This is a genomic window from Streptosporangium sp. CA-115845, assembly GCF_050943795.1.
In the GTDB taxonomy this organism is placed as follows: Bacteria; Actinomycetota; Actinomycetes; order Streptosporangiales; family Streptosporangiaceae; genus Streptosporangium.
This window is the reverse complement of sequence record NZ_CP191988.1, coordinates 9,267,765-9,284,596: the sequence shown is the minus strand read 5'-3', so window position 1 is coordinate 9,284,596 and position 16,832 is coordinate 9,267,765. Positions and strand designations below refer to the sequence as shown.

Genomic DNA, 16,832 nt, shown 5'->3' with positions numbered 1-16,832 from the left:
TCGGGCGGTGTTGTACGGCAGAGCCGGCGAAAGCGCCGCCATCGACGACCTCATCGAAGCCGTCGGGGCGGGAGAGGGGCGCGCGCTGGTGTTGCGCGGCGAGGCAGGGGTGGGCAAGTCCGCCCTTCTCGACCTGGCCGCGGCGAAATCCACGTCCCCCGTGTTGAGGGCGAGCGGCATCGAGGCGGAGACCGGGCTTGCCTACGCCGCGCTGCACGAGCTCCTGCGTCCGGTGACCGGTCTGCTCGGCAGCCTGCCGGGTCCGCAGCGCGATGCTCTGCGCGGCGCGCTCGGCCTGGCGCGGGGCAGCGCGGACCGCTTCCTGGTGTCGGCTGGTGTGTTGTCGCTCATGGCGGAGGCGGCGGCGGGCGAGGGGCTGCTGGTGCTGGTAGACGACTTCCAGTGGATCGACCAGGCGTCGGCCGACGCGCTCTTGTTCGCCGCCAGGCGGTTGCGCAACGACGGGGTCGGCCTGCTGCTGGCCGTACGCGGTGAGATGGGCGTGCGCGGTCTGCAGGAGCTGCCCGTCAACGGCCTCGACGCCGACAGCGCCCGTCACCTGCTGCGCGGTGCGGCGCCGCAGGTCCAGTCCGCGCTCATCGAGCAGACGGGCGGCAACCCGCTGGCGCTCGGCGAGATCGCCAGGCTGCTCGCTCCGGAGCAGCTCGCCGGTCGAGCACCCCTGCCCGATCCGCTGCCTGGCGGGGCGCTGCTCTTCGGCGAGCAGGTGGCCGCACTCAGCGACAACGCCAGGCTCGTCGCGCTGGTCGCCGCAGTCGAGGGCAGCGGTGATCTCGGTGTGATCATGCGCGCGGCACGGATCCTGAACGTCGATCCTGCCGCGCTCGTGGAGGTGGAGGCCGCTGGTCTGGTGGTCGGCGAGGGCTCGACGATCACGTTCAGGCATCCGCTGGTGCGCTCGGCCATCCAGGACAGCGCGGGCTCGGTACGGCTGCGCGGCGTGCACGCCGCGCTGGCCGAGACGCTTGAGGGCGACCGCCGGGCCTGGCACCTGGCCGCGGCGACCGTGGGCGCCGACGAGCGAGTGGCACACGAGCTGGCTACCACCGCGCGCCGGTCACGCGAGCGCGGCGGTTACGCCGACGCGGCGGTGGCCCTGATCAGAGCGGCGGAGCTCACGCCGGACACGGACAACAGGGCCGGACGGCTCAAGGACGCGGCCACCTCCGCCTGGCTCGGCGGCCGTCCCGGGTTGGCGGAGAGCTGCCTGGCCCAGGCGCGAGAACTACGGCTCGATCCCGAGCTCGACCAGCTCAGAGGCCGGTTCGAGCTGCACACCGGCGATGCCGGCGAGGCGCTGCGGATCTTCAAGGCGGGCAGCAGCCTGGAGGTGCTCGCCGACGCGGCCGAGGCGGCGGCCAACGTCGGCGACGTCGCGGCGATCGTCGAGGTCGGGCGCAGGGCACGGGAATTTCCCGAGTCGTTCCTGCGCGAGGTGCTCGTCGGCATCGGCGCGACGCTGGACGGCGACAGGCGAGGCGGCGCCAGGGCGCTCAGGTGGGCGCTGCAGCGTACGGACACGCTGACGGACGCCGCCGGGTACCTGTGGGCGTCCGCGGCCGCGATGTACCTGGGCGAGACCGACGCCTCCACCGGCTACGTGATCAGGGCGGGCCGGATGGCCAGGATGTCGGGCATGGTGGGCCAGCTGCCCATCGTGCTGGAGTTCGTCTCCACGGCGGAACGGCTGGCCGGCAACCTCGCTGTCAGCGAGGCCATCGCGGAAGAGGGGCTCGGGCTGGCCAGGGAGGCCGGTTACACCAACTCCGTCGCCGCGCACCTGGCCAATCTGGCAGCCGTCGCCGCCTGGCGCGGTGACGAGGCGGCCTGCAGGACGTACGCCAACGAGACTCTCGCGATCGCGATCCCGCATCGGCTCGGGCTGCGCGTGGGCGGGGCGCAGTACGCGCTGGCCATGCTCGACCTGGGGCTTGGCCGCTTCGACGCGGCGCACGCCAGATTGACCTCGGTCGCGGCGAAGGGCGCGGGCGAAGGGCATCCGACCGTGACCTGGCGCTCGGCCCCCGACCGCATCGAGGCGGCCGTGGGCGCGGGTGACCTGGGGGCGGCCAGGCGGACGCTGACCGGGCTGGAGCTGTGGTCGGCCAACGCGCGGTCGCCGGAGTCGCGGGCGCTGCTGGCCCGTTGCCGGGCGCTGGTCGATGACGGTTGCTTCGGCGAGGCGCTGGAGCTGCACACCGAGGCGTTCGAGCGGGCCAGAACGGCGTTGCTGTACGGCGAACGGCTCCGCCGTACGCACAAGCCAGGCGAGGCCAGGCCGCATCTGCGGGCGGCGATGGAGACCTTCGAGCGCGCGGGAGCCGAGCCGTGGGCCAGGCGAGCGTACGAGGAACTACGGGCGACCGGCGAAAGCGTGACCAGGGCCGGGCCCGACGCCCTGGCGATGCTCACCCCGCAGGAACTGCGTATCGCCAGGCTGGTCGCGCAGGGCGCGTCGAGCAAGGAGGTGGCAGCCAAGCTGTTCCTCAGCCCCAGGACGGTCGAGTACCACCTCTACAAGATCTATCCCAAGGTCGGCGTCACCTCACGTACTGAGCTCACGCGGCTAGTAGTCCTACGGATGGCACCGGTGGCCGGAGACGACAAGCTCTGACCATGCAAAACATTGAGCTGTGGAGTGAAGAGTTCGGCAACACGACCGACGAGCCGATCCTGCTGATCATGGGGTCCATGTCGCAGGGCATCCTGTGGCCCGACGAGTTCGTCGGCAGGCTGGCGGCCGGAGGCAGGCGGGTCATCCGCTACGACCATCGCGACACCGGGCGCTCGACCAGCGTCGACTTCGAGGCGTCGCCGTACAGCTGGAGGGACATCAAGGACGATGTCCTGCGGATCATGGATACCCACGGGCTGGAGAGCGCCCACCTGGTCGGCCACTCGGCCGGCGGGCTGCTGGCCCAGTGGGTGGCCGTCGAGCACCCCGAGCGGGTCAGGACGCTGACGGTGATCGGCGCATCGCCGCTTGGCGAGTTCGAGGGCGAAGTGGTCATGCGGGCCCTCATGGGACAGCCCCAGCCTGAGGGCAGCCTGCCGCCGCCCACCAAGGAGTTCGTCGCGTTCTTCCAGCAGACCATCGCGGCAGCGCCGCCCAAGGACCGCAACGAGCAGATCGACCGGCTCATCGCGGAGGCCAGGGTCTTGCACGGCCAGGGAATGCCGTTCGACGAGGACGCCGAGCGGCGCTTGCAGGAACGGATCTTCGAACGTGCCACGAACCTGGCGTCGGTCGTCAACCACCGGCTCGCGCACGGCGCCGAGCCGAGAGTCGAACCGGTGGACAGCCTGCACCTGGTGAAGGCACCCACCCTGGTCGTCGAGGGCACGCACGAGCCGTGCAAGCCGGGTCACGGTGCGCTCATCGCCGAGCGGATCCCCGGGGCCGAGCTGCTGATCATCGAGGGCATGGGGCACATGCTGTCTCCCCCGGTGCACGAGCAGATCGCCGCGGCGATCCTCGCCCACACGGCGGGCTAGCGTGCTCTGAATCCGGCTCATACCCCGCCGCCGATATTCGAGGCCTTACCGAAAGGCAGGACATCGTCGCGGTTTGTGACACCTCGGCGCCGGGGATCCGCAGTCCGAGGAATCTCACCGGAGCTGTCACAGGCCAGACGGCTTTCCCCCCTCCTAGCCGGCGACCGGATGGCGACGGAGGCTCCGGAGGACAGGAAGGCTTGTCATGAAGATCGTGGTAATCGGCGGTACCGGCCTGATCGGGTCGAAGCTCGTGACGAAGCTCGGCGGGCACGGCCACGAGGCGGTGGCGGCAGCACCGCGCACCGGCGTCAACACCCTCACCGGCGAAGGGCTCGCCGAGGCCCTGGCCGGCGCGCAGGTGGTGATCGACGTGTCGAACTCCCCGTCCTTCGAGGACGCCGCGGTACTGGAGTTCTTCGAGACCTCCACCCGAAACCTGCTCGCCGCGGAGGCGGCGGCAGGCGTCGGCCACCACGTCGCGCTGTCGGTGGTGGGGACCGAGCGGCTGCCCGGGAGCGGCTATTTCCGGGCGAAGCTCGCTCAGGAGAAGCTGATCGAGAACTCGTCGATCCCGTACTCGATCGTGCACGCGACGCAGTTCTTCGAGTTCGTCCGGAGCATCGCCGACGCGGCCACCGACGGCGGCACGGTCCGGATGGCCCCCGTGCTCTTCCAGCCCATCGCGGGCGACGAGGTCGCCCAGGCGGTCGGCGGGATCTCGGTGGGATCGCCGGTGAACGGGAGGGTCGAGGTCGCCGGGCCCGAGCGGTTCCGGATGGACGAGTTCTTCACCGACGCCCTGGCCGCCTGGGACGATCCGCGTGAGGTGGTCACCGACCCGCACGCGCGCTACTTCGGAGCCGAGTTGGGCGAGGGGAGCGTGGTGCCGGCCGGCGACGCGATTCTCGGCGAGACCCGGTACGGCGACTGGCCGGGCCGGACCACGACCGGGAGTTGACATCCTCTCCGCCCTAAAGGCCAAGGCCGTGAAGTCATGGGCTGATCGGCGCTGCCAAGATGATGTCGATAGCCCGGCACCGCCCTCTCGGGGTCGTCGATCAGGCAGCGGTGACACATCAGGGCGTGGGGACCGGCGACGCGGCCTCCCATGCGAACCCGTCCGGGTCGGTGAAGGGCCCGGCGTCGCCACCGATCATGAGCCGGTGCGATCCGGTGCCGTCGGGAGAGACGCCGACGTCCTCCGCCCTTGCTCCGCCGCCGCGCGCAACCGGTGGTTCATGGCCTCCTCGACACCAATGGTGATCACGTTGGGGCTGTACGGCAGGCCGCGTAGCGGCTTGCATCGGGAGATGGGCCAGAGTGACGAGCGGTTCCGGCTGGTGGCGTACGGGCAGAACGCCGAGGACGTGGTGTTGACGCGGGCGTTCGCCGATCGACGGGCGGGTTTCTTCGTGGACGTCGGGGCGGGGGAGCCGGTTCGCGGGTCGCTGACGAAGAATCTGGTCGATCGGCTGGGCCGGCGCGGAGTGAGCGTCGAGCCGCTGCCCGGGCGGCGCGGCCCCTCCGGGTTCGTGCCGCCACGCCGGCCTGTCAGGGCGTCCGCCAGTAGGTCATCGTCAAGGACGGGTGTCCCAGCGGTAGAGGGCCCAAGCGCGTCGTAGCAGGCAGCGGACGGTGATGATGGCACTGGCCAGGGCGATGAAGAACTCAACTGGGGCTTCCCGTCGCTCGGTGCAGCGGAGGAGCTTACCGAAGTTGTTCATCCAGGAATTCGTTCGCTCGACTACCCAGCGTCCGCTCGGGTCGAGAACGCATGACGGGACGGCAGGCACAGTTCCCCCGGTGAGCATGCAGCATGGCTGCGAACGGCCTAAGCGGCGGACCGTAGCCTGATCGCGTGGCTGAGAGCGGTCTGCTCTGGATCGGGAAGGCGGCGCTCGGCGTGGAGCATGCGCAGGGCGGTCGTGATGCGCTCCTCGTCCTCAGGCCTGCCGAGACTGCCCATATAGGCGGGAAGAAGCAGACTCAGCGATTCGAGATCGGCGCGTTCGCAAAGCCGCATGAGGAGTGCGCGAATCGGGTTTTCATCCTCTGCCCCCGCCGCTGTATCCGTGGCCCGCAGCCCTCTGGCGATGCAAAGACCGAGCCATTCTCCATACGGGCCTGCCGGAACGTCGGCCAGATGCTCGGCCGCCGACTCGAAGTGCTTACGGGCCTGGTCGGCCTGACCGAGGTCCAAGTGGGCGCGGCCCATGTTGCCGTGGAGTGAGGCGTAGAAGCCGCGGACGCGGTCGTCGCCGACCCGGTCGGCACGGGTCAGGCACTCCTGGTTCCAGCGCAACGTCTCCTGCGGCGTCGGCTGGTGCCTGGCGAGGTAGTGCGCGGCTATGCAGGCGTCGTAGTCGTTCTCGGCGGCTTCCCATGCCCGCAGGAACAGGTCACGCGCGTCGGCCTCCCGGCCTTCGCCTTCGGCTTGCATGCCCTTCGTGCACAGTTGCACGACGACGTTTTCGGGGTTCATCTCGGCTCCTCGGGGGCGGGTGTCTGAGGCGTTGCGGAAAGGTCAGCCGTGGGCGTCGAGGCTGATCGGCATGACCAAGGTGGTGAAGCTTCCTTGGTCCGCGGAACGCACGACGACCGGTTGGGTCACGGTGGAGATCTCCAGTAGGACGTCGGGGCCGACGCTGGCTTCCAAGGCTGGTGCCAGGACGGCCGGGTCGAAGCCGATCCTCAGTGGCAGGTCCTCCTGGCAGACGGCAGGCAGGGCAGTGGCATAGGAGTGATCAGGCAGCGAAACGACAACTTCGTCTTCGCCGAGCCTCAGGGCGATCCCTGGCGTGTCGCCGCAGTTGTAGACGGCGGCGAGCAGCGCCAGCCGGTCCACGATCACGCGGCATTCAGGGAGAGCAAGGGCGGAAAGCATTTCGCGGTAGGCAGGGAACCGGCCGTCGACCACCGGGACAGTGCGGGATTCGGACGTACTGTGTGCTCTGCCCCCGTCCGGTCCGATCTCGATGGTCACCTCGGCGGAACGCGCAGCCCACGCCCCGATCTCGATCAGGGCGGCCGCGTCCATCAGGAATCGGCAGGAAGGTCCATCCATCGCTGCCGGTTTCAGGATGCGCATCGAGAGGCGGTAACGATCGGTGGCCACCAGCCGGACCTCGGCATCGTCGATCTCGACGAGGACACACCTGAGTTCCGGGTGTTGCTCGTCGTGGCCGACGGCCGGCGCGACCTGACGGGCCGCACTGGCCAACTCGACACCGCCGACTCGCACCCAGGCCGGAGATCCAGCCTCGGAGAAGGAGCGCAGAACCGCCGCGATCGTGGCATCAGCCGCCTGGATCTGATTCCGCACTCTGCTCCGGTGCCGCTCCAGCACAGCGCGGGCTTCTTCCGCGGAACCGTCGAGCACCGCGGTGACGTCGGCCAGCGGCAGATCCGCCTCCCGCAGACTTCGCACCAGACGGGCCCGAGGTTCCTGGTCAGGGCTGTAATAGCGGTAACCGGTCACCCCGTCGACGTGCGCAGGTCGCAGAACGTGGCAGTCGTCATAGAAACGCAGCGCGCTCGGGGCGAGACCGACGCGCCGTGCGAAGGCGCTGATGCTCACCAGTTCCGTGGTGCCGTCCATGACCGCGATTCTCGAGGTTCATCCAACTTGAAGGTCAAATCGCACTCGGTCAGCAGCCGACGGAGGCGCGAGCACGAAAGCACCTACTGGCGGAGGCTCTTAGTTGAGTTCGAACCAGATGACGGTTTCGGTGGGGGCGCGATGGAATCCCCAGTTGCGTTTCCTGCGGAGGACGAGGCGGGCCGCCGGGGTGGTGGCGGCCGCATGTGCTCGGCCGGAGCCGTGGGTCGGTGTCAGGTTCGAGGTGATGTTTCGGGGGCGACGAGTTCGACCTCGAATCCGTCGGCGTCCTCCAGGTAGGCGGCATAGTGCCGCTCGCCACCGGCATGGGGGTGACGTTGCGGGAACAGCAGGGTCCAGCCGTGCCGCGGTGCCCGCTCGGCCAGGGTGTCGACCATGGCCCGGCTCTCGACGTGGAAGGCGAGATGGTTCAGGCCGGGGCGCCGCCGGTCGTGTTCGGCCGCGCTGAGAGCGGGCGACTGCTCAAGGACCAGATAGGTGCAGCCGAGCCGCCAGCTACGCCCGTCGGCCCAGTTCTGGAAGAGGGTGTAGCCCAGTTCGCCCAGCAGCCACCCCCAGCCGGCGACGGCCCGTGGCAGGTCCGGCACCCAGAGCTCGACATGGTGCAGCATGCCGGTGGTCGCCTTGCTCATCCCGCGATCCCCTTCCGTGCGTCCGACCAGGATGTCGCACTCGAACCGGGCTCCGGCCCGACCAGCCGTTCGGCACCGGGAAGCTGCGATGACAGGTGTGACTGGGCGGCGCGGACGGCAGCACGCTGGTGCACGGCGACATCCGCCCTGACAACCTGCTCATCACCAGGCCGTGGCGAGGAGCAATTCCGGCTGGTGGCGTACGGGCAGAATGCCGAGGGCGTGGTGTTGGCTGGTGAAGTCGGCCCGGGGCGGGTGGTTGTGACGGCTGAAATGGCCCCACTCTGACGGCTTGGGACGCGCCGGCGCACCAACCAGCCCGGCATCGACATCCACGGCATGGCCGTATCTGTCGAACAGGAGTCAAGTCCATCGGTCAAATTGGGCCTTCTCAGCCGCCCGGTCGGCGGGTTATCAAGAGCCTGAGCCCCGCTCACGACCACCACTCCGATGTGGACGAAGGATGACATGCGCCGGCTATGGGCAGTGATCGTACGAACGCTCTGCATCGCGGCCCTGGCCGCGACCGGGCTCGCCGCGGCCGCCCCGGACGCCGCGGCGGCCGAGCCTCCCCGCCGGGGGTTCGCCGTCGTCAGGAGCGGCGCCGTCGTGGACTCCATGCGCCAGGCGGGCTCGTGGCCGGACGGGCTCAAGGTCGAGGCCACCCCGGGCGGCCCCGGCCAGGTGTTCGTGAGGTTCCCGCAGATCGGCATGGCCACCGGGGGAGTCGCCCACGTCACGGCGATCTCCCAGTCCGCCGACTGGTGCCAGGTCCAGGGCTGGTGGCAGTCGGGCGCCGACGAGATCGTGGCGGTGCAGTGCCACCGGTACGGTGTGGGCCCGATCGCCTCGTGGTTCTCCGTCACCTTCGGGTACAGCGCCCAGTACCTGCCCGCGCCCCAGGCGTTCGGGTACGTGCACTGGGACGGCTCCGCCGTGGCCGCGCGGTTCAACTCCTCGGCGCCGACCGCGGTGAACACCGCCGAGCCGCTGACGGCCCCGGGAACGTGGCGGGTCACCCTGCCGGGGCTCGGCTCGGCGGGCCACGCCGGGAACATCCAGGTCACCGCGGTCGACTCGGCCGTACCGGCACGCTGCAAGCTGGGTGGATGGAGCGCGACGACGGCCGCGCAGAGCATCGTGGTGCGCTGCTACGACGCCACCGGCACATCGCTGAACACCGGATGGAGCCTGACCTACCACCGTGAGCGGGCCATCACCTGGACACCTCAGCCGTACCGCTTCGCCTACACCTTCGACAACGCCCCCGACACCTCGGGCGTCTACGTGCCGACGCCGTACCCGGTCAGCCACAACTCGCAGTCCGGGGGCGTGCAGCTCAGCAGGCCCGCGGTCGCCAGGAAGCAGGTGATCTTCGGTGGTCTCAACGGATACCGGGACAACGTCCAGGTCACCGCGTTCGGCTACGGCTCGGAGTTCTGCAACCTGTTCGCCCCTTGGGAGTCGTACCCGGCGTACGTGAGCATCCGGTACGTCACCTGCTACAACGGCGCCGTCCAGGTCGACCACCCGGCGATGATCACGTACGTGGCCCGCTAGTGCGGTGTTCGTTCAGGTGTTTGAGTAGGCGCCGGTGTGGGCGAGGACTCCCCGCACCCGCTCATCGACCAGGGACGCGGTGATTCCGGCAGGTGTCGCTCTGTCGTGGAGGATTCGGATGGGCGGCCGATCTGCCGCCGTTCCACATCAAGATCCGGGACGCTGCGGGGATCACCAGCCTGGAGGGGCCCGATCCGCCGTCGAAACCGATCAAGGTCTTGGCCTGCCGCCGCCATGGCCGGGCGCCTGGGACGACCTGAACACTTTGCCTTTGCGCTAAGTGTTTCGGTGGGCAATACTTAGCCGCATGGCACAGTATTCGGCGGAGCTCGACGGCGTGTTCGTCGCCCTCGCCGACCCGACGCGGCGCGGCGTCATCCGACGCCTTGGCCGCGGTCCGACGAGCGTGGGCGATCTCGCCCGCGAGTTCCCGATGACCCTTCCCTCCTTTATGAAGCACGTGCGGACGCTCGAGGAGAACGGCCTGATCCGCACGGTCAAGCTCGGCCGGGTGCGCACCTGCGTGCTCAACCGCGACCGTCTCGCTCTCGTCGACGGCTGGCTCGCGGAGCAGCGCCAGATCTGGGAAGAGCGCACCGACCGGCTCGAACGCCTCGTCATCGATCCGAAGGAGAGACGACCATGAACCCCGATCTTGACCTGACCCTGCGGCGGGTCATCCGCGCCCCCCGCGCCGCAGTGTGGAGCGCGTGGACCGATCCCTCCCGCTTTGAGAAGTGGTGGCTCCCGGCGCCGACCGTGTGCCGCGTCGACCGCCTCGACGTCCGGCCCGGCGGCGCGCTCGTGACGCGACTGAGCGACGACGGGGTGGACTTCGTCCCGCACATCAACGCGAGCTTCCTCGTCGTCGACGAGCTCGAACGGATTGTGTTCACGAACGCGATCGACAGCGCCTGGCGCCCCGCGAATCCCGCGCCGGTGCCCATGACAGCCGAGATCACGCTGAGCGATCATCCGGACGGCACGGACTACCGGATCATCGTCCGGCACGGCGATCCGGCCGCCCGCGCACGCCATGAGGAACTCGGCTTCTTCGAAGGCTATGGCTCGGTCACCAAGCAACTCGCCGTGGTCGCGGAGAGCCAGGCCGCGCGGTGAAGATCGCTCTCACGGAGTTCGTCACCCTCGACGGGGTCAGCCAGGGCCCCGGCTCGCCGACCGAGGATACGAGCGACGGCTTCACCCGGGGCGGCTGGCTCGTGCCCCACCTGGACGAACTCTTCGTCCGGCGTACCTCCGACTGGTTGGACCTCGCCGACGGTCTGCTGCTCGGGCGGCGAACCTACGAAGCGTTCGCCCGGGACTGGCCGCAGATCACCGACCCGGACGACCCGTACACCGAGCGGATGAACTCACTACCGAAGTATGTGGTGACCAACACCCTCACCGAAGGGAGCTGGCATCCGACGACCGTGCTCCGCGGCGACCCGATCCAGACCGTCGGGGAACTCAAGGCGCAGCCAGGACGGGAACTCCAGATCCACGGGAGTGCGCGACTCGGCAACGCCCTGTTGGCGGCGGGCCTCGTCGACACGCTCCGGCTCGTCGTCGCCCCGGCCGTGACCGGTTCCGGGCGGCGGCTGCTCGACCACCCGAGCGGACCCGTCGGCCTTCGACTCGTCCACCACGAGGTGACGGCGAACGGCCTGCTGCTGCTCCAGTACGAGACTGTCGGTGCTGCCCCGGTAGCGGAATACGAGGGCGTCACGGCCTTTGTCTAGTGCGGCGACCAGGACCGGATACGTTCACCGGGTTTGATCACGCCGCATTCTCGCACCTACAACACCCCGTGACTCGACTTCGGGCGCCGGAGTGGTGCGGCCACTGTCCGAACACGGATATATCCGAGACCAGGCATGGCACGGCGACGCACGGGCCGAGGCAGCCGCCTGGCCATGGTCGGTCGATCGAGGCCGGGTGCTGAGGCGTGGCGGCGCGGTCCCTTCGGGCTCGCGCCGCCACGCCGGGCCGATCAACCCGAGGGAGAGAAACCGTCCCCCGTTTCTGAGAGAAGTCGACCCCGAGGGGATTCGCCTGTCTCTGCGCTGAGGCCGAGGAACCCGTGGACTACCGGTATGTCGCGATGGGGCGGGCGGGGTACGAGGGCCGTACAGGTCAGCGCCGGTAACCGATGGTGGTGGCCAGGGTCTGCACGCCAGACACCCGAGGGTGTTGGTTGATCAAGGTCACCGCCATCGCGCGGATGGCCGGCCGGGTGCGGACCTCACTGACAGACTCCTGGCATGCGTTCAGCAGCGCCAGCGCGGTCTGTTCAGGTTTGCCCCACTGCCACCATGCCCGGGCCAGGTCGGTGAACAGGCGCCCACGCCGTTCGGGGGTGGGCAGCCGGCGGGGGTGCACGCCGCGCCCAGCGTTCGTAGCGGCATCGCTCAGGTCGGATCTCACGAGCGGGCACTCATGTGTGGCCAGGGGCCCCCACGTGACTCACCAAGATCGTGTACGGAGCCGCCAAGAAGACCTGGGTCTTGCCGAGGACCATCGCGCCTTCGGGTATCTGGGCGCGGTCGCAGCCGGTCGGCCAGAAGGCGAACGTGGGAGCCGGGCCTGCCGGTCCCATGCCTGGATCTGCTCGACCATCGCGATCGCGGCCTCCTCGCCATGCGCTCCGTAGGCACGTGCCTCGAACTCGACTCCGGCGCCCTCCAGGGCCGGGCGTACCGCCAGGTAGGCGAACCAGTCGCCCCGCACGACACCAAAGGGGAATCAGCCACCGCGCTCCTGGTCCAGTTCGGTTCCCCCGTCCACGGCCAGTTTGCAGAAGCCGGGTAGGAAGCCCGCGAACCACAGGTGCAGGTCGGCGAACGAAATCCCGTGCCTGACCGTGACGCCGGACCACACCGCGGCGTGCTCGGTCGCCAGTACGTCATCCAGCAGGTTCGGACTCTCCGGCACCTCAGCGTCGAAATCGTCGAAGCGGAGGTCGACGTGGCGACCTTGGGCGTCGGGGAGCCGGAAGACCCGCTCGGGGTGCTCTCCATCGCCCCGCATCGGGGCCCGGAAGAAATACAAGCGGCTGCGTTCCCTCAAGCGGTTCAAAGCCTGGTGGACCAGGATCCTCGATCGAGACCCCGGCCTGTTCAAGCACTGGGCCTGGGAGAGCAACTTCCTCTGGAAAGGATGAGAAGAGCCGTGTAACGGGCGACGGTTACGCGCGGTTCCGTGGGAACCCAGGGCTGAGACGCCCTGGGCCACCCGACCCTCTGATCTTCGCGTATGCCCTGATTGGCGCTGATGGTGATCTATCACGCATAGCGAGCTGTGACGGTGAGGTCACGTCGATAACGGCTTGGGGAAGAGCGACGGCTCAATACCGTCCTGCGGCAGGCCATCGCCGAACCGGCCATCGAACTCGAACACGCACGAGGCGCCACTGCCCAAGCCGCATCATCGACCTGTTAATCCGATCGGCTGATCGCAGGGGTCCTGGGCGCGACGCCGGGTCGGCGACTCTTGCCAGCACCTCCGAGACTTACGCCGGGTCACCAGGAGGGGCGCGTCGGTGCCCGGATCGCGGCATGAGAGTGCGCCGCGGGCGAAACGCCGCTAAAGATTCCCGTCGCCCTCTCTTCAGCCCGGTAGCGGAAAGAAATCACTGAGCGCGTCCCGAATGCTTTTCCCCAGATCTGTGTGAGCGTCGCCGCCTTCCAAAGATGCGACGATAAACTTTCTGATCAGCAGGGCGTCCGCGTCAGCCATCGCTCAGGGGCTGCTCTGACGGGCGAAACTCGGGTCGGAGGGATCGGCTGCGTCGCAGCGAGAGATTTCTCCGGGGCCGTGTCGATCTGCGGGCCACTCGTTCGACGTGAGGGTGCGAGAGCCGAGAGGCGGCCCCGCTGGACGAGGAGAATGTGTTGCCGAAGTACATGCTGATCATGCGGGGCACCGACGAGTCGAACGCGGCCGTGATGGCCAACATCGACGAGATGATGGCCACGACCCGCCAGTTCATCGAGGACCTGTTCAAGGCCGGCGTCTACGTCGCGGCCGAAGGGCTGGACGATCCGGGCCAGGGCGTCGTGGTCGACTTCAGCGGCGAGGCCCCGGTGGTCACGGACGGGCCGTACGGGGAGACCAAGGAACTGTTCGGGGGCTTCTTCCTGCTCGATGTCGCCTCGAAACAGGAGGCGGTCGAGTGGGCCAAGCGGGTCCCGGCGGCCCCCGGGGCCAAGATCGAGGTCCGGCGGGTGCCCGGGAGCAATGAGGTCCCGCAGGTCGACGAGTGATCGTTAAAGACTGGGCCGGACCCGAGAGCAACGGCCGGATCTGATGGGTACGGCCGATGTCGAGGCCGTCTGGCGGATCGAGTCGGCGCGGATCGTCGCCGCGCTGACCCGGTTCACCGGCGATTTCGGGCTGGCCGAGGACGCGGCCCAGGAGGCGGTGGCCGAGGCGCTGGTGTCGTGGCCGCTCGCCCCTCCGGCGAATCCGGCCGGCTGGCTGATGGCCACGGCCCGGCGGCGGGCGATCGACGCGATCCGCCGCCGGACCGCCCTCCGGGACCGATATGCCCTGCTGGCGGCCGACCCGGCGGTCGACGAAGAAATCGACCCCGACAGGATCGACGACGACGTCCTGGCGCTGATGTTCGTCAGCTGCCACCCGGTGCTCTCCCCCGAGGCCCGGGTGGCGCTGACCCTGCGCGTGGTCGGCGGCCTTTCCAGCGAGGAGATCGCCCGCGCGTTCCTGGTACCCGTGCCGACCGTGCAGGCCCGCATCACCCGGGGCAAGAAGACGATCGCGGCGGCCGGGGTACCGTTCGAGCTGCCGCTGGCCGGCGAGCGCCGGGAACGGCTGTGCGGCGTGCTCAGCGTCATCTACGTGATCTTCACCGAGGGGTCGACGGCCACGTCGGGCGACCGGCTGCTGCGCCCCGACGTCGCGTACGAGGCGATCCGGCTGGCCCGCACGCTGGCCGCGCTGCAGCCGGAAGAGCCGGAGGTGCACGGCCTGCTCGCGTTGTGCGAGCTGACGGCCGCGCGCTTCCCGGCCCGGACCGGCCCGGACGGTTCGCCGGTCCTGCTCCAGGACCAGGACCGGCGGCGGTGGGACTTCTCGGCGATTCGCCGTGGGCTGGCCGCGCTGACCAAGGCATCGACTCGCGGCCTCGGCCCCTACGGCCTGCAGGCCGCGATCGCCGCCACCCACGCGTCGGCGCCCTCGGTCGAGGCGACCGACTGGGACCGGATCGTGGTGCTCTACGAGGCGCTCGACCGGGTCGTGCCCTCGCCGGTGGTCGAGCTCAACCGGGCCGTCGCCGTGGCCATGGCCTCGGGCCCGGCGCAAGCCCTGGCCATCGTGGACGAGCTGATCGCCTCGAACCGGCTCCCCGGTTCGCATTTGGTTCCGACCGTACGCGGCGAGCTGCTGGCCCGGCTCGGACGGCGACCGGAGGCGCGCGCCGAGCTGGAGTTGGCGGCCCGGCTCTGCGCCAACCAGCGCGAACGCTCAGTGCTGCTGCGCAAGGCGGCCACGCTGGGCTGACTTTTTTCAGCTCGGCCAGCCGGGATTCGAGCGCGGCCCGGATGCCGTCGATCGCGTCGGCCACGTCGGCCGAATCCCCGAACGCGGACGGCGGGAGCGCGGCGAACCCGGGGAGGAACTCGCCTGTGGTCGGCGCGTGGACCTCGTCCGGGACCGACCGTGGCCCAGCAGGCGCTTCCGAGCGGCGATGTATGAACCGCCCCGGGTTTGATAGAGACCTCAGGTGAACCGGAAGGAGGTGTACTGGGCGGATTCAACCGGTCGTCGCAACACCTCGATCTTCGAGGAGGATGTTGTGGCGCAAGGAAGGGCGCATGCGGCGCTTCAGGCTGGTCGTCCGCCGCTTCGATCACCGGGGCGGCTTCCGGTCAACCGGCGTGAGGAGAGGCAGAGGTTCTGGAGGCTGATCGCCGAAGGGCTGTCGAGCGAGGAGGCCGCTGTCGCGTGCGGTGTGTCGATGCCGCTGGGGCCGCGGTGGTTTCGTGAGGGTGGCGGTATGCCGCGATTCCGGCCTGCCGCGCGTGCGGCTCCCGGCGGGTTACCGCTTCGCAGCCGCGTTCTCGCCCGACGGCCGTACGGTCACCACGGGCCGACTGGACGGTTTCGTCGTCCTGTGGGACCTCACCGAGCTCGTCGACCTGCGGGCGCACGCCCGCGAACGGGCGTGCGCGATCTCGGACGGCGGGCTCAGCCGTGTCGACTGGTTCCGCTACGTCGGCGCACTGCCCTATTTCGACACCTGCGCCGCGTGAGACGGCCCGCCGTCCGCGGGGCGCAGACCGGCGAGCGCCGCCACCCGCAGTCCGGTGTGGAGCTCGCAGCGCACCCGTCCGTCCCTGAGGTCGCTCCCCGTGATCTCGCGGATCTTGTCGAGCCGGTAGTACAGGGTGCTGCGGTGGATGATCAGGGAGGCGGCCGTCTCCTGGGCGTCGGCGCCGCTGTCGAGGTAGCTTTCCAGAGTCGCCGCCAGTTTCGCACCCGATGGCGCCTCCAGCAGGCGGCGGACCGGCACCGGGAGGTCCTCCAGGGTCAGTGACTCCAGCGGCAACTGGACGAGCAGGCGATCCAGGCCCAGGCCGCTCCAGTGGGCCGACTGGCCGTATCGGGCCGAGTCGGCCGTTGCCGCGCGGCAGGCCATGACCGCCTCACGGTGCGAGGCGTGGACCTGCGCCAGGGACGGCCGGGCGTTGCCGGCCCCGGCCCGGAGCGCCTCCAGCCCCGGACGCCTGAGCAGCTTGGCCAGCCGGTCGGGGTTCACCCGACGAGGGATGACCACCACCCCTTCCTGGCCGAGCACCGCCCCGCACGCCTTCAGCGAGGTCGACTGCGCGATCTCCGTCAGGGCCTGCTCCACCACGAGCCCGGTTCCCGTGGACCGCGCCCCTGTCGGCCCGGTCGGCCTGAAGACCATCGTGGAGTATTGGGCAGCGGAACTCACCGCCTCGATCTCCAGCAGCTCCGCGGCGGCCGTCTCCCGTTTCGCGGCGTCCCCCGAGAGGAGCTCGGTCAGCAGGCGGTGGGACCGTTCCCCGTTCCGCTGGCGCTGCAGTGTCCGCAGGGTCAGTAGAGCACCGATCTCTGGCTCCGCCACCGAGAGGAGCCGACGGTGGCGCGCCGGCACCTCCCCGCCGGGGTCGTGATCGATGTAGGCGATGTATCCGACGAGGTACAGGTCATACCAGACCGGGTAGACGACCCGCGCGGGGGTGCCGTCGTGCGGGGGCAGGCGCACGGGGTTGTGGGCCCTTCTCACCTCATAGGCGGCGATCATCTCCCGGGCGCGGGCGCTGGCCCTGCGGGACAGGATCACCGACCGCCGGACCTCGTCCACGTCGTTCTCGTGGACGCTGAACGCCACGACGTTGAAGTCGGTGTCGTAGAGCACCAGAGGGCGGCCGAGCCGTTCCGCCAGTGTCTGAAGCATGTCGTCGAGACTCATGGAAGCCCCCCTTCCCGTCCGACACCGTGTCGGATTATTC

The 16,832-nt window shown here is 69.6% G+C and carries 16 protein-coding genes and 3 pseudogenes; 12 read left to right on the top strand and 7 right to left on the bottom strand.

Annotated elements, in window-relative coordinates:
* Positions 1 to 7 precede the first annotated feature (7 nt).
* From ACQP0P_RS44115 to ACQP0P_RS44100, 4 genes are all read left to right on the top strand, one after another.
* Positions 8 to 2,635, top strand: a complete 2,628-nt coding sequence (locus ACQP0P_RS44115) for a helix-turn-helix transcriptional regulator (protein WP_433368063.1) — start codon at positions 8 to 10, stop codon at positions 2,633 to 2,635.
* Positions 2,636 to 2,637: 2 nt separating this feature from the next.
* The gene (locus ACQP0P_RS44110; protein ID WP_433368060.1) at positions 2,638 to 3,516 is read left to right on the top strand and encodes an alpha/beta fold hydrolase; all 879 of its coding nucleotides are present in this window, start codon (positions 2,638 to 2,640) and stop codon (positions 3,514 to 3,516) included.
* Positions 3,517 to 3,721: 205 nt separating this feature from the next.
* Positions 3,722 to 4,477, top strand: a complete 756-nt coding sequence (locus tag ACQP0P_RS44105) for an SDR family oxidoreductase (RefSeq protein WP_433368058.1) — start codon at positions 3,722 to 3,724, stop codon at positions 4,475 to 4,477.
* Between the two features lie 298 nt (positions 4,478 to 4,775).
* Positions 4,776 to 5,141: a hypothetical protein gene (locus ACQP0P_RS44100; protein WP_433382522.1), complete on the top strand. Its 366-nt coding sequence runs from the start codon at positions 4,776 to 4,778 to the stop codon at positions 5,139 to 5,141.
* On the opposite strand, the pseudogene ACQP0P_RS44095 reads toward ACQP0P_RS44100, so the two are convergent.
* The 4 genes and pseudogenes from ACQP0P_RS44095 to ACQP0P_RS44080 form a co-directional block, all read right to left on the bottom strand.
* A pseudogene (locus ACQP0P_RS44095) lies at positions 5,097 to 5,288 on the bottom strand (IS5/IS1182 family transposase); the annotation flags it as partial. The gene ACQP0P_RS44100 and the pseudogene ACQP0P_RS44095 sit on opposite strands and share 45 nt — an antisense overlap.
* A 62-nt stretch (positions 5,289 to 5,350) precedes the next feature.
* The gene (locus ACQP0P_RS44090; protein ID WP_433368055.1) at positions 5,351 to 6,001 is read right to left on the bottom strand and encodes a hypothetical protein; all 651 of its coding nucleotides are present in this window, start codon (positions 5,999 to 6,001) and stop codon (positions 5,351 to 5,353) included.
* Between the two features lie 42 nt (positions 6,002 to 6,043).
* Positions 6,044 to 7,117, bottom strand: a complete 1,074-nt coding sequence (locus ACQP0P_RS44085; RefSeq protein WP_433368052.1) for a MerR family transcriptional regulator — start codon at positions 7,115 to 7,117, stop codon at positions 6,044 to 6,046.
* 233 nt (positions 7,118 to 7,350) lie between these two features.
* On the bottom strand, positions 7,351 to 7,770 hold the full coding sequence (locus ACQP0P_RS44080) for a VOC family protein (RefSeq protein WP_433368050.1): 420 nt from the start codon (positions 7,768 to 7,770) through the stop codon (positions 7,351 to 7,353).
* Between the two features lie 486 nt (positions 7,771 to 8,256).
* On the opposite strand from ACQP0P_RS44080, the gene ACQP0P_RS44075 reads away from it, so the two are divergent.
* The 4 genes from ACQP0P_RS44075 (at position 8,257) to ACQP0P_RS44060 (ending at position 11,072) form a co-directional block, all read left to right on the top strand.
* Positions 8,257 to 9,330, top strand: coding sequence for a hypothetical protein (locus tag ACQP0P_RS44075; protein ID WP_433368047.1), 1,074 nt, complete (start codon positions 8,257 to 8,259; stop codon positions 9,328 to 9,330).
* A gap of 307 nt (positions 9,331 to 9,637) precedes the next feature.
* Positions 9,638 to 9,976 carry an ArsR/SmtB family transcription factor gene (locus ACQP0P_RS44070; RefSeq protein WP_433368044.1) on the top strand — a complete coding sequence of 113 codons (339 nt, stop codon included), beginning with the start codon at positions 9,638 to 9,640 and terminating at the stop codon, positions 9,974 to 9,976.
* Positions 9,973 to 10,449, top strand: coding sequence for an SRPBCC domain-containing protein (locus tag ACQP0P_RS44065; RefSeq protein ID WP_433368041.1), 477 nt, complete (start codon positions 9,973 to 9,975; stop codon positions 10,447 to 10,449). The genes ACQP0P_RS44070 and ACQP0P_RS44065 overlap by 4 nt, the downstream gene beginning before the upstream one ends.
* Entirely contained in the window at positions 10,446 to 11,072 is a 627-nt protein-coding gene (locus tag ACQP0P_RS44060; protein WP_433368038.1) for a dihydrofolate reductase family protein, read from the top strand. The genes ACQP0P_RS44065 and ACQP0P_RS44060 overlap by 4 nt, the downstream gene beginning before the upstream one ends.
* Positions 11,073 to 11,466: 394 nt before the next feature.
* Here ACQP0P_RS44060 and ACQP0P_RS44055 read toward each other — a convergent pair whose 3' ends face one another.
* Together ACQP0P_RS44055 and ACQP0P_RS44050 are read right to left on the bottom strand one after the other, a co-directional pair.
* Entirely contained in the window at positions 11,467 to 11,757 is a 291-nt protein-coding gene (locus ACQP0P_RS44055) for a hypothetical protein (RefSeq protein ID WP_433368036.1), read from the bottom strand.
* Positions 11,758 to 12,075: 318 nt separating this feature from the next.
* On the bottom strand, positions 12,076 to 12,381 hold the full coding sequence (locus tag ACQP0P_RS44050) for a hypothetical protein (protein WP_433368033.1): 306 nt from the start codon (positions 12,379 to 12,381) through the stop codon (positions 12,076 to 12,078).
* Positions 12,382 to 13,235: 854 nt separating this feature from the next.
* On the opposite strand from ACQP0P_RS44050, the pseudogene ACQP0P_RS44045 reads away from it, so the two are divergent.
* The 4 genes and pseudogenes from ACQP0P_RS44045 to ACQP0P_RS44030 all read left to right on the top strand — a co-directional run bounded on the left by ACQP0P_RS44045 (position 13,236) and on the right by ACQP0P_RS44030 (position 15,605).
* Positions 13,236 to 13,639: pseudogene (locus ACQP0P_RS44045) on the top strand (YciI family protein).
* The gene (locus ACQP0P_RS44040; RefSeq protein ID WP_433368030.1) at positions 13,639 to 14,853 is read left to right on the top strand and encodes an RNA polymerase sigma factor; all 1,215 of its coding nucleotides are present in this window, start codon (positions 13,639 to 13,641) and stop codon (positions 14,851 to 14,853) included. The pseudogene ACQP0P_RS44045 and the gene ACQP0P_RS44040 overlap by 1 nt, the downstream one beginning before the upstream one ends.
* 277 nt (positions 14,854 to 15,130) lie before the next feature.
* Positions 15,131 to 15,391 (top strand): annotated as a pseudogene (locus ACQP0P_RS44035) (hypothetical protein); the annotation flags it as partial.
* Positions 15,336 to 15,605, top strand: coding sequence for a hypothetical protein (locus ACQP0P_RS44030; RefSeq protein WP_433368027.1), 270 nt, complete (start codon positions 15,336 to 15,338; stop codon positions 15,603 to 15,605). The pseudogene ACQP0P_RS44035 and the gene ACQP0P_RS44030, both read left to right, overlap by 56 nt.
* Here the strand turns inward: ACQP0P_RS44030 and ACQP0P_RS44025 are convergent.
* A complete protein-coding gene (locus ACQP0P_RS44025; protein WP_433368025.1) occupies positions 15,581 to 16,792 on the bottom strand; it encodes a PucR family transcriptional regulator in 1,212 nt (403 codons plus the stop codon). The two genes, ACQP0P_RS44030 and ACQP0P_RS44025, sit on opposite strands and share 25 nt — an antisense overlap.
* Positions 16,793 to 16,832: the final 40 nt, after the last annotated feature.